This window comes from Paenibacillus sp. NPDC058898 (assembly GCF_049316025.1).
GTDB lineage: Bacteria > Bacillota > Bacilli > Paenibacillales > Paenibacillaceae > Paenibacillus_AQ.
The window spans coordinates 93,330-106,056 of record NZ_JBMOSM010000013.1; the positions used below are offsets into that span (position 1 = coordinate 93,330).

The following is a 12,727-nucleotide window of genomic DNA, read 5'->3' on the forward strand; positions in this document are numbered from 1 at the left end:
CACCTCACCCCTCGTATATATAGTTATTTTCTGCCAAAGCCAATCGAGGATGCTTTGAATCTTTGTCTGAGAGAACAGGTTTGTTCACAGGCCAGTCGATATTAAGATTCGGATCGTTCCAGGCTATACCTCGATCATGCTCTGGCGAATAGTAGGCATCGACCTTGTATATGACCTCCGTATCGTGAACAAGGGTACAAAAACCATGGGCAAATCCTTTGGGAACGAGAAGTTGAAGGCAATTGGCTGCAGATAAGATAAAACCTTGCCATTGTCCATAGGTAGGAGAGCCCGACCGAATATCAACGACCACATCATAGATCGCCCCGCTTACAACGCGGATCAATTTCGTCTGTCCCTCGGGAGACAGTTGGTAATGCAGTCCTCTAATAACACCCGCCTCACGTGACATCGAGTGATTATCCTGAATAAAATGGTCGTTAATGCCGCATCCTTTAAGAACTCGATCATTGAAACTTTCCATAAAAAATCCCCGATGGTCTTGGTGAACGGCCGGTTCAATCCGTTTCACGCCTTGGAGCTTTGTATCCGTGATTTTCATCTGCTGCCTCCGGTACATGGATTAGAGAGAGCTTTACCGAAAACGTCGGTTGCCGCTCTCTCAATTATTTATATGTCTAATCCCAAATTAAGATATAGGCAATGCGCTCCCCCATGCAAAAATCCCGATCGCTGCTGCAGATCGAGATTTCGATATGATATATATGAGATCTATCCTAAGTCGATTCTTATCTTCTCTTTAACTTCTTCCAGCAGGCTTAGCACTTCTTCCAAACGGTCCCCTTTCACGATGATCTGGCCGATTCGGTCTGTGCCAACCCTGAATTTATTTACCTTCTCGCCTATATGATAATCAAATGATATTTGAATAATATTCTCATGCTGATCATTTCCGTTCTCAAGTCCAGTAATATCCCCATCTTTATCGGAGATCAGTAGTTCACACGCACAAGGCTGTGAAGTATGAGAGGGAAATGACGGATTCATACGAAGAGCAGCCTTGATGATCTGCTCATAGTAATCGTATCCATAGAAAGTGGACACCAGTTCGGGTAAGCATGTAGCTCCTGCTCTGCCTCCGATTTCAAGAACATACACATGCCCGTCTTTCAAAATAAAATCCGCATTGATTGCGCAATGATTTAATTCCAGCGCTTCGATACTTTGTTTCAACTGGAAAAACAGATCTTGCTGCACTTCTTCGGGCAATTCATATGGGACATAATGACCGATGGGAACACCAGTATCCCCATAAAAGACGAAATCCCCGTGCGGCATGATGAATTGAATTTGGTTATCGTAGACGAATGCCTGTGCGCCGAACTCGGTTCCTTCAATAAACTCTTCAACGATGAAAAAATCCAGTTTCGTATCCTTCCGCACGGTTTCAAATGCGTATTCCACATGGGCGATATCCGAAACCTTCACAATGCCCTTGCTTGCTCCCCCGTCCACTGCCTTAAAGATAAGCGGCGGCGACAATACTTCGAAAGCGCTGTAAGCTTCCTCTAAAGTTGTGACCTTTAGAAACCGGGCTGTTCTTACGCCATGTTTCATAAAGGCCTGTTTCATCTTCCATTTATTTGAGGAGAGTTGAGCGGACTCATAACTCAATCCGCTAACTCCCAATTCATCCACGACTTTGCCAACCGACTTGACGGCCACGTCCGTACCCGTTGTACAGATTCCATGAATTCCTTCATGCCGGGCGATTTCGACAATCTTATCCATATGGGTCGTATCCTCGTAGTAAACCTTGTCTGCCTTGGCAAACCCGGGATAGTTTCCTTGGCGGCTCACAACAATAACGTATAATCCCATTCTTTTCGCGGTTTCAATTAATGGGACCTGGGAGATTCCCGCACCTAGAACCAACAGTTTTCTCATGGCTTAAACTCCCTTATACGGGTTATGATCCGATCCAAGTCCTCCTCCGTAATGTTCGGATGAATAGGAAGGGTCAGAATTCTTTTCCAGATCTCTGAGGAGAGCGGCACGATCGCTTTTAGATGCAGGTAGCTCGGATGCAGATGGCACGGATAATAATGGACGCCCGTCGCGATATTGTGTTCCTGCAAGTGGTCAATCATACGGTCCCTCTGGCTTTCCTTGCTGAATTTAACCTGGAACAAATGCCAGGAGCTTTGAGCATACGGCTGTTCATGAGGAAGTTCCAGCCATTCCAAATCCTTCAGTTCGGATTGGTAACGAGCCGCTATTTCTTTTCGTCTTCCGTTCAATTGGCTCAGCTTATTTAACTGAACGAGCCCGATGGCAGCCTGCATGTCGTTCATATGATATTTGTATCCTACGTCATCAACGAAATACTGCCATGCATACACCTTCTCATGTGACGACCGTATCCACGTATCGCGTGAAATGCCAACCCACCTCTTCTCACGCAGCTTACGGTTCATCCACTCGGTATTGCAGGTGATTGCGCCGCCTTCACCACTCGTCAAATTTTTGACGGCGTGAAAACTGAAGCAGGTGATATCGCTGATGGAGCCAATCTTTTTGCCTTTATATTCCGCGCCGCACGCATGCGCAGCATCTTCCACTACCTTGATGCCTCTGGAATTCGCCAACTCATGGATCGTATCCATGTCGCAGGGATGCCCGCCCATGTGAACAACGATAATTGCCTTTGTTTTATCCGTAATCTTCCGTTCGATATCTGCCGGAGATATGTTCATCGTATCGGGTTCAATATCCGCAAAAACCGGCGTTGCTCCCACATAGCTAACCGCATGGACTGTGGATATGAACGTGATGGAAGGAACGATTACTTCGTCACCGGGCCCAATCCCTAAAATGTCCATGGCTAGATGGAGCGCAGCCGTACCGGAGTTAAGAGCAACCGCAAAACGACTGCCGACATACTTGGCAAATTCTTGCTCAAACTGTTCCGTTCTGGGGCCAAGACCAAGCCATCCGGACCGTAAAACATCCGACACAGCGTCAATTTCCTCTTGACCTATACTCGGTTGAAGAACAGGTATCAGCTTATGGTCCAAGTGAACCTCCCCTTTCGTTATCCTCGTTATTCCGACATTAGAATTTGTGAGCGCCATCGTTCGGCGCAAGCTTCCACTGAAAAATTTGCCCATGCTACTTGTTCGGCATGGTCTGCAATGTTCTGACGCAGTTCTGGCTGTTCTATCAGTTGGACCATAGCTTCATACCAATCATCACTAGTACCGGAAACAATCAGACCGTTTTCCTTCCCGGTTACCCATTCTTCGTACGCTGGAGAGGAAGTATAAATGCCCGGAATCCTACAGGCGGAATACTCACGGAATTTATTGTTGCTTTTGCAATCATGCAGCAGCGTTCGTTCCAACGGCGCCAACCCGATATCCCAGTTGGACCGGTAGAGACGCTTTAGAAAGTTTTTATAGTTCTCGTCATAGGATTCCGCAAAGACCTGTGGCTTCTCTCTGAGTTCATCAGGAACATACCCGCAGAACTCCATTTTGATTTTATCCCCATATTTCTCGATGATTTTAATCAATGCACTGGTAACCGGTTCAAAAGCCGCCTGTTTTTTTCCACCTTCATACCCGATCACAACTTTACCTTCTTCCTTGCGTTTCTTTCTCAATCCGGAGATAGCAGCGAAATCAACGCTTCCCGGAAAACAGACGATTTTCTGGGGACTAAAATGCGTATCAAGATGTTTGGCAAAAAAACCGGAAGCTACCTTTACGATTTGAGCGTTTTTCAGAAAATTAACATACGCCTTTCTTCGTGAGGAATCATGATAGTATCTTCCCATATCCGACCCCGGAGACATCGCGATAAAATGGTCGTCGATAACATACACCGTTTTTTTCCCCATCTCCCGGGCCATCTCCAGAAACTTATATGCTTCAGGCTGAACCGTTCGGAAGAAGAGCACGATATCCGCATCAGCCAGCCTTGATCTGTCCATCTCATTATCGGATCTGACGTCAAATTCGCAGACTCCCATCTTCTGCAGATGGCGAAGCGGCTGCTCAATACCGATTTTATAGGATGCGATTTTATCCGATCCGATGATGAGAACGTTTATATCCCCTCTTTTCCCCATGTTCCCGCTCTCTCCCCCGATTTTACGTTTTGAATATGAATTTCTTCCAGTTATCGATGCATGTCTGAAGCGCAAAATGCTGCCGAGCTGCCCTTTGCGCATTCTCCTTGATTCGCTGCCGCATCGCTGGATCTTCGATCATGGCCTTGATTCCCTCATACCAATGCTCCTCGTTATGCTCAACTAGGTAGCCTGTTTCCCCTTGCTCGACCCAATGCATATAAACAGGAGACTTCGAGTATATACCCGGAATACCGCAGGCGCCGTATTCACGGAATTTCGTATTCGTTTTGCCTTTGTTAAATGAATTGTTGGCGAGGGGCGCAATTCCGATGTTCCAGTTGCTTTGATTTAATTTCTTCATGAATTCCTTGTATTCCATCCCCCCGCCTTCATACTTAACGCTTGGATGTTCCGCCAATGAAGGCGGAAGGTAGCCAAAAAATTCCAAACTCACAAATCCCCCGTAATAATCCAGAATTTTGTTCAGAGCGGAAATGACGGGAACGAAATCTTCCTCTTTGTCCCCTCCTGCATAACCGATGACAACTTGCTCCTGACTCTTGTCTCCCCTGTCGTTCTGATCCAGCCACTCAAAATCAATGCTGGCAGGAAAATAAATGACATGTCTATTGTATCGCTCATGAATATAGGTGCCGAGATCAGGCGCATCTACTTTAATGATTTGCGTGTTTTTCAAAAACTTAATAAACGTCTCTCTTCGGATCGGATCGTTATAATATTCCCCCACTGAAGTCGTCGGCTGAATCTCCAAAAAATTATCATCAATAACATATACCGTCCTTTTTTTCAGCTGATGGGCCATCTCCAGTAATGCATAAGCCGCTGGCTCAACATTACGAACAAATACGATCGTGTTTGCGGCAGCAACCATTTCATGGGTCACATCGGTTTCCAATTTCACGTCGAATTGCAGATTTTCTTGTTTTTTCAGTGCATTAAGGGGCTGAATAACGCCGATTTCAAGCGAAGGTATCATGCCTGCCGCGATAACGAGAACATCCATCTTTGGCAGTTCCGACTCGATAACGGCCACAGCGTTATGAGACCTCTTCTGGGCTTCCGCGCGCCCTTGTGCAAAACCTTCCTTTTTTCCTCGCTGAAAACCATCCAAACTCCCTATTTGATATGCGCTAAGACGAACAGGTCGACGTTTTCCTTTTCCAACTCGCTTTCGAGGCCTTGTTTTTTTTCTTAAAGCCATCTTATCCTTCTCCTTTATAAGCTTCTTGATGACCGGCCTCCATACCCTCCGCATAACCAACGTTAAATCCTTCATTATACGCTTTATCAAACCCCGCATCATAGGATTGATTGTATTCGGCAGCCGTTTGACTCGGAGCTATTCTCCCGGTTCCCCTCCTTCTCTTTCCAGCAAAAGCTCTATCTGTTCCCTTACCTCGTAAACCTCTTCCACGGATACCTTTTCTTTTCAATCTGAGCGATACACCGCCATTTTTTCTCCGTGCTTTCATTCATCTCACCCTCTGCTCTTTATTAAATGTTATCCGCCTTAATTACCGGAGGAGAAATGATCGGAGCTTCCTCCTCATATTTCTGAACCTCTTGCTCGTTCACTAGCAATGGCTCGTAAGAATCAAGATGCCAAGCGGCCACTGCGAGTCGATTCATGAATCGGTGCAGTCTCTTCCCCTTGTACTGATATACACTGTCATTCTTAAGTTTGATCAGCCTGCCTTCTTGCTCCCATGAATCCGATGAGAAATATACAGTCTTCATACGCCCAATGGCGTCCTCCGCAGAAATACCATCTCCAAGCGGCCAGCAACGCAGATCAACCTGTGAAACTCGGACTGGCTGAATTCCGCTGGCACCATGAACCGGATACCTGATCCCGTTCTCTATCCAATACGTTTTCGAACTGGCGCCTCTCACGAAGATACATGTCGGATACAAATCAATGGTACACAGCTTTATCGTGCTGTTCATGTTTTGCTGCCACTTCAGGGACAACATATCATGGGGATCTCCCCATTTACTGGAGTAGAACGTAAGATTATTTGCATACACTTGTTCGAATTTGGAATTTAACGTCTTCATACTGACGCTGCCGTAATGATGAATAAACGTATCCTTTGCTATAACTAGCTGCATGCCAAGAAGCCGGGCACGCAGCCCAAAATCGTCGTCTTCACAGTTTCCAATCTCAAAACCTTCGTCAAAAAAACCCAATCGGTTAAAGTCATCTCGCCGAATCAACATGCAAAAACCCGTCAATCGTTCTGTTACGATCCAGCTGTTCGCATTAGATTGATTGTATGATTTGGAGAATTGCTGCATCTCAGCTATATCTTGGTAGCTTACATGGATCAGTTGATCTCCGCTGATATAATTTGTCACCGGTCCGACAATTCCGAACCGTGAGTCGCTTTGCAAACAGTTGAGCAAATTCGAGAGCCAGTTGGTCGTTACTACGGAATCATTATTTAAGATCATCAACGTTGTTCCTTTTGCCATCATAAGTCCCTGATTGACAGCACCTGCAAAGCCTAAATTTTCTTCATTAATTTGAAAGCGGAGTCCTTGGGAGGATTTGAGAAATTCTGCTGTACCGTCATCAGATGCATTATCAATAATAATGAGTTCATACGGCGCATCAGTATAGTGGAGGATACTTTCAATGCATTCTTTTAAATAGTCAAGCTGATTATAGGTCGGCACAATGATACTTGTACCTTCGAAGACATTTGTGAATTGGGTTATTCCCACATGCCGACCACGGGTGTATCCAGCCTTGTAGCCGGAATTGAATCCTTTGTTAGCTCCGTCGTTGTAACCGTTTCTTTTATGTTTGCTAATGTGGCTCATAAGGTTGATTCTCCACTGGACAAGGAATCAGCCAAATGCCCGAAATCCATAGCGACTTTCCCGAGCTCGGAAGCTATGCGCTCTGTAATCACGACAGCCGGAATGCCGGCACCCACAAGTGCGATGTCGAATGGACGACCTCGAATTTCATCCATTGTTCTGGGAATATCGTTCATTCCTTCAACGGGAGCAACCGTGCCAGTCACCTTGATTCCATGATCTAACAACACCCGTGAAAGACCAGGGGCAGAATTGCCCACAACGAGAACTCGACGTCCTGCTAGGATCCCAGGCAACAAACCTTCCAAATGTAATGCATAGTTGACTGTCGATAACGTTAGCTGTAACTTTCGATAATCAATGCCGTGAGCTCTAAACACGGAAAAGCACAGAGGTTGAAAGTTTGACAATCTTAATTTGGGAATTCCGACAATATCTGCATTTCTCACAGAGGCTGCCAGCATATCCCTTGCTTTTAGATCAGGTAAACTAACACCGGCATAGCTTAAAAAATGGCCTTCTTTTCGCACCTCATCCTCGTTCAAAACCATTTCTTGCGCAAGCGTAAGCAGTTCTCCATCCCCTAATCGGATTACAGACAGCGGGGAACTTGAATCTAAGGCTTCTTTAATCCTTTCCGCAACTTCCGCCGCGCTCATCAGACGATAATACTGAGAACTCAGTTGCTTCATCCCTTCTTCAATAACCTGGCGAACCGAAATTTCGGGGAGAACCTCGAGCTCCGGGAGAATCGAGTCCACAATCCCTTCTCCTCCATCATAGTATCCCTTAGCGTACCCCTCTCCCGAGCTTGGTTTGACCTTCGTTTCGGGTACGGAATGCTGCGACCGCATCATGGCTTCGTCATAACCGGTATCAAAGCCTTCATTAAAAGAAGCTGCAGCTTGCTCCAGCAATTTTTGGGTGCACTCGTTTTGTGCATGGACTTTTGTTCTTTGAAGAGTTAACTTCCGCTTAGGTCGCCTCTTTACCAACCTTTTTCTTTTTTTTTCCAAGTGCTGTCGTATGATAATCACCCCGTCTTACGCACAATATATTCTTTAGAATTCATTAGGAAACGGGTATAACAATCCATTTTGACCCGACAACTAGGGGAAAATAGTACGAAGCATCAAACCCAAACGTTTATGATAGGTATGATCCTTTCTTGTTCTCATCAAGCCGTTCAACGCAATTCGCTGTCTCTCTTCCTCATGACGCAAATAATAGTCGATTTTATCCATCAATTCACCATAAGAACCATAGGTCTCTATCTCCGATCCTGGGGAATATAACTGGCTCATATCATGGCGGATATCCGATAACTGAAGTGTGCCACAGCCGGATATTTCAAAAGTGCGGGGATTAACGGAAAGCGCCTGTACTTTTCTACTGTTGGCATTGATCGTATCATCATCGGATGAACGGTGCTGGTTGATCACAATTTTGGCACCATTATAATAGGTGGCCGTATCCTCTGACGTCATCCAATCTCCGAGTTTGATCTTGTCAGACAGCTGGGCGTAATGCTGCATCCGGTCCCACCACCATCCGGAGATAACCACTTTTTTATTTTTCAGAATCGGGGCGAGATGATCCATTAACTCCACTCTGTTCCAATACGCTGTTCCAATAAAACAGATATCGGTTTGATATGAGGTGGGTACATGCTTCGGGTAAAATACATTAGGATTGACTGCAAAAGGCAAATGATAGACGTGTTCACAACCTAAATCCCGATAAAAAGATACGCAGTTTGATTCAAGCGTAAAAATGTAATCGTAACGGGGAGCGATCGATACCGTCCAGTCCGTATAGTACGGGTCGTCAGTAAACCAAATGGCCGTTTTAAATCCGCTATCCCGCAGCTGCTTGAGCGTATCAGCTTCCAAAACAACTCCGTTTAACGCTAGTACTAGATCCGGCTGAAATTTCTTAGCCGAAAGAACGATATCATCTGAAGGATTTGCAACCGAAAGACTTCGAACCAATACCTTTAAAGCTTCAGTCACCGCTTGATCAAGCGCAGGATACGGAACGCCAATGCCTGTAGTGACATAGAGAATTCGGAGATCCCGGATCGGCTCCTCTTCCTTGGGTAAAGATTGTATAACTGCATCGGAAAAACCAATCCGGAACCCCTCTCTCCGCCCCTCTGTAAAACCGTTTCTGTATCCTTCCACGTGAGCCGATTGTTCCACTCCCTGAAGCAACAAATGATCATTCATTATTCTCATGCAGTCATGCCTCCGGACTTATTCATTCCAAAAATTGAGTTCTCTACAATCGGCCGCTGGCTTGGTATAAGGACTGGAAGGTTCCTGCATCCGTCCACCACCCCTCTAAAATGTCATAGGCAAGTTTCCCCTTCAACGCGTACACATTGTTAACGTCTGTTATTTCCAATTCACCTCGTGCCGATGGTTTAATGGCTCGGATCGTTTCAAACACAGTCGAATCATACATATAAATACCGGTTACACAATAATCAGATTGGGGTTCCTCCGGTTTCTCTTCAATCATTACTATTTTGTCTTTCTCCAAGACTGGAACCCCGTATCGCTTTGGATCATGAACTTTCTTCAGAAGTACACGCGCTCCATCGGCTTGTTTTTCAAAATCTTGAACATAAGTTGTTAGATGATCTTCAAACAGATTATCCCCAAGAAGTACAACGAACTTTTCGCCTGGTGTTACGAACGGTTCAGCTAGGTATAAAGCTTGGGCAATCCCCCCGGCTTCTTCCTGGATTTTAAACGTGGCATTTACTCCCCACTCTTTTCCACTGCCGATCAGGTCTATATATAAACCCGCAGATTGCTTGCCGATCACAATGAGAATATCTTCAATACCCGCTTTTTTGAATTTCTCTATTCCGTGACATATCATCGGTACTTTCCCGACAGGCAGCAGATGTTTATTTATGACTTTGGTCAATGGATAAAGACGGGTGCCCGTACCTCCTGCCAGAATGACGCCTTTCATATAACCCTTCCTTTCGCAAACTATATAATTATACATAGATCGTTGGATCGACGCCCCATTTATCAATAAATTTCTGTCTGTTTTTATCAACAAGATGCTTCACTTTACTCATGTCCTGCTTGGCAAAGCTGGCACTCCCATGATGAAAAACAAAGACATCCCCAGCTATCCTGAACGTATATCCCGCATTCCTAGCCCGGTGACAATAATCATCGTCCTCAAAATGACCCGGGGAATAACGTTCGTCCAGCAGTCCGATGCGGTCCATTAACTCCCGTTTAAACAGGAAGCACATTCCGACGATTCGTTCCACCTGTAGCCACTTTTTCGAATCCGGCTCATTCAGTTGGCTCGACATCTCTTCCAAACTGGTATAAGGCATATCGATCTGTTGCTTGCCGCTCGCATAGTTGGTAAGCGGTCCGACGATGCCGATATTCGTTTCGCTGTTCAAACAATTCAACATATTCTGTAACCAGTTGCGGGTGACAATGACATCATTATTCAGCAGAAGTATCGTATCGCCGGTTGCGATTTTTAATCCCTTGTTGCATGCTGCAGGAAAGCCAACGTTACTTGCCAATGAAATGAAGGTAATCCCCTCCTGACGGCAAATATCAACGGTACCGTCGGAGGAACCATTATCGACAACAATGATCTCATAGGGCTCTTTCGTATGAAGTTTAATGGAATAAATACAATCCTTTAGCAGATCCTTTCCATTGAAAGTTGGAATAATGATACTTGTTTTTTGCATAGCTTCCACCTTCTAAACCTTGGTTAGCTGCCTTTGTCTAATCTGATCCGAAAAAGATAGCCGTGATCCCTTTAAATCGAATGCTGTTTTTAGAGCTTCGATATGATCTCCAATGATCAAATCGGAAACCGCATTCTGTAGTCCGACATTTCTGGCACGAAGCCGATTTTTGGTGATTACGTCCACACTGGCCGGTGCATTTATTGTTAAGCCCTTTTCAAGGGCGATCACTTGCGCTTTCGGAGGGACGGATAAATGGGGGTACCCGATGATCTGCGCGGCTTCCTTCTTCATCGCGTGGGGCACCGCGGTAAGCGAATTGGCCTCAAGATCGGCTCGGCCCATGGACCGGTTAATAAACTCCTTGATTGTCGTTACATGGTCCCTTTCGGAAAACAACCCGATATATGGAGAAATATCGTTTAAAGCAATATCGCTGCCCTGTTCAATGGCATCGATGAAAGGCACAAGATGTTCGGCTAATACCGGAACATCCCCGTCAAGGAACAGCAGAATATCGGAGTCGGCCAGCTTCGCACCGACTGCTCTGCCGACATCGTGTCCCAACGCATGTTTGTAGTGCACAATGATGGCTTTCGATTGGTTTCGGATCATTTCAAAGCTTTCATCGGTAGATCCGTTCACCACAAATATGATTTCATGAAGCGGCAGCCGATGAAGCTGCTCCAGCAATTTTAAAATGGTATCTTTCTCGTTCATCACCAAGACGATCACCGCAACCCTTTTGTCGGTAGGCAGAAGCACGGCATTACCTAGATATTTTCCGGATTGCTTATGGTATCCTTCCACGAATTTGGCCGACGCCGCGTGGTAAACAGTCCATGGCAGCGGTTTGACCGAGCGGTACCAGCGATTCCACCCCTCATTCAATCGGATAAGAGGATCGACAATTTCATGCGCTGGATCTCGATTTGCAGACGTATCCGTCGTTGTTGAAGCTTCATGGACTGCTGTTTGATAGCCGCCGGAATATGCTCTCTCTTTCCAAGCGTCTAAGACTGCGTTTGGAGTCCGGCGATTCTTGTTCATGCGAACCCCCAACTGGTGACCGCTGCGTTTGTTGTTGGCCCTTGTTCTTTTGTTTCTTGGCCTCATAACTCTTCTAAAAAAAGTTGAGGCGCGCCTCCTGCCTCGTCTCTGCTTTCTTCGCACCATCTCATCACCACACGCTTTCTCTTTTTCGTGCGAGATCTGACCGATTTCCCCGCATGCCGGTTTTAGAGATTAACCAATCTATCGCCTCCAAATGATCCCCCACAATCAGCGTTTCAAGGGGATCGTTTCCTTTGGTTCTGCCCCTTCTGGGATTTCTTTTACCTACATCCACGTGATGGACCCCCCGTACCTTCAAGCCATTAAAAATAGCGATTGCTTGAGCTTTTGGAGGAACGGCTAAATTGTCGATGCCAATCAAATGTACCGCTTTCCGGTTCATTGCATGCGGTATGGTTGTTAGCGAAGCTCCTTTCAATTCGGGATTGGATACCAAAATGTTTAACGTATGCTTGGCGAGGATCACGCTGTGAACGTGATGCTTGGCGGTTGGACCCAGATACTTGTTCAATGCCACGTCCACTCCATCTTCCACGGCTTTCGTTAAAGGGATCATATCGCTTGCTCTAATGACGATGTCTGCATCGGTAAACAGCAGGATGTCTCCTCTAGCCGCTGCAGCGCCGATACTTCGTCCCACATCATGACCCAGCGGAAAGGGCAGATGTATCACTCTCGCTCCCAGACTTTGAGCAATTTCGGCTGTACCGTCCGTTGAGCCATTGGCAACAACGATAACCTCCGTGTCGGGATGGACTTGATTGGCTTGCCGAATGACGGCCGCAATGGTCTTTGCTTCGTTCATGGCAGGAATGATGACGGATACCTTCGGAAGCTCCGCATTGATGATCGGGGATGGGGATCTTCTCCCCTTTTTTCTGTTAACGGGACGCGCAGGACTTCGTTTCGACATGTTTCTCACCTGCCAGGTTTGAATTTTAGAACACTTCCTCCTCATTTTATGTATA

At 46.0% G+C, this 12,727-nt stretch carries 13 protein-coding genes; all 13 read right to left on the bottom strand.

Going from position 1 to position 12,727, the window contains the following annotated elements; translation table 11 throughout:
- Window positions 1-4: 4 nt before the first annotated feature.
- The 13 genes from rfbC to ACOZB4_RS27165 all read right to left on the bottom strand — a co-directional run bounded on the left by rfbC (window position 5) and on the right by ACOZB4_RS27165 (window position 12,672).
- Window positions 5-562: a dTDP-4-dehydrorhamnose 3,5-epimerase gene (gene rfbC / locus ACOZB4_RS27105; RefSeq protein ID WP_379411285.1), complete on the bottom strand. Its 558-nt coding sequence runs from the start codon at window positions 560-562 to the stop codon at window positions 5-7.
- Window positions 563-732: 170 nt separating this feature from the next.
- Window positions 733-1,908, bottom strand: a complete 1,176-nt coding sequence (locus ACOZB4_RS27110) for an ATP-grasp domain-containing protein (protein WP_379411288.1) — start codon at window positions 1,906-1,908, stop codon at window positions 733-735.
- Window positions 1,905-3,038, bottom strand: coding sequence for a DegT/DnrJ/EryC1/StrS family aminotransferase (locus tag ACOZB4_RS27115; RefSeq protein ID WP_379411291.1), 1,134 nt, complete (start codon window positions 3,036-3,038; stop codon window positions 1,905-1,907). Before ACOZB4_RS27115 ends, ACOZB4_RS27110 begins: the two co-directional genes overlap by 4 nt.
- 26 nt (window positions 3,039-3,064) lie before the next feature.
- Window positions 3,065-4,093, bottom strand: coding sequence for a glycosyltransferase family protein (locus ACOZB4_RS27120; RefSeq protein WP_379411294.1), 1,029 nt, complete (start codon window positions 4,091-4,093; stop codon window positions 3,065-3,067).
- Window positions 4,094-4,115: 22 nt separating this feature from the next.
- A complete protein-coding gene (locus ACOZB4_RS27125) occupies window positions 4,116-5,318 on the bottom strand; it encodes a glycosyltransferase (protein WP_379411297.1) in 1,203 nt (400 codons plus the stop codon).
- A gap of 1 nt (window position 5,319) precedes the next feature.
- Window positions 5,320-5,589, bottom strand: coding sequence for a hypothetical protein (locus tag ACOZB4_RS27130; RefSeq protein ID WP_379411300.1), 270 nt, complete (start codon window positions 5,587-5,589; stop codon window positions 5,320-5,322).
- A 22-nt stretch (window positions 5,590-5,611) separates the two neighbouring features.
- Window positions 5,612-6,943 (bottom strand): glycosyltransferase family 2 protein, encoded by a 1,332-nt coding sequence (locus ACOZB4_RS27135; protein WP_379411304.1) that lies wholly within the window; start codon window positions 6,941-6,943, stop codon window positions 5,612-5,614.
- The gene (locus ACOZB4_RS27140) at window positions 6,940-7,959 is read right to left on the bottom strand and encodes a GT-D fold domain-containing glycosyltransferase (RefSeq protein ID WP_379411306.1); all 1,020 of its coding nucleotides are present in this window, start codon (window positions 7,957-7,959) and stop codon (window positions 6,940-6,942) included. Before ACOZB4_RS27140 ends, ACOZB4_RS27135 begins: the two co-directional genes overlap by 4 nt.
- A gap of 93 nt (window positions 7,960-8,052) precedes the next feature.
- Window positions 8,053-9,180, bottom strand: a complete 1,128-nt coding sequence (locus ACOZB4_RS27145; RefSeq protein WP_422759702.1) for a glycosyltransferase family protein — start codon at window positions 9,178-9,180, stop codon at window positions 8,053-8,055.
- Between the two features lie 43 nt (window positions 9,181-9,223).
- Complete coding sequence (locus tag ACOZB4_RS27150; protein ID WP_379411313.1) at window positions 9,224-9,928, bottom strand: sugar phosphate nucleotidyltransferase; 705 nt, start codon at window positions 9,926-9,928, stop codon at window positions 9,224-9,226.
- 28 nt (window positions 9,929-9,956) lie between these two features.
- Window positions 9,957-10,685 (bottom strand): glycosyltransferase family 2 protein, encoded by a 729-nt coding sequence (locus ACOZB4_RS27155; RefSeq protein WP_379411316.1) that lies wholly within the window; start codon window positions 10,683-10,685, stop codon window positions 9,957-9,959.
- A gap of 12 nt (window positions 10,686-10,697) precedes the next feature.
- Window positions 10,698-11,735 carry a glycosyltransferase family 2 protein gene (locus ACOZB4_RS27160; protein ID WP_379411319.1) on the bottom strand — a complete coding sequence of 346 codons (1,038 nt, stop codon included), beginning with the start codon at window positions 11,733-11,735 and terminating at the stop codon, window positions 10,698-10,700.
- 130 nt (window positions 11,736-11,865) lie between these two features.
- Window positions 11,866-12,672, bottom strand: a complete 807-nt coding sequence (locus tag ACOZB4_RS27165) for a glycosyltransferase family 2 protein (protein WP_379411321.1) — start codon at window positions 12,670-12,672, stop codon at window positions 11,866-11,868.
- Window positions 12,673-12,727 lie beyond the last annotated feature (55 nt).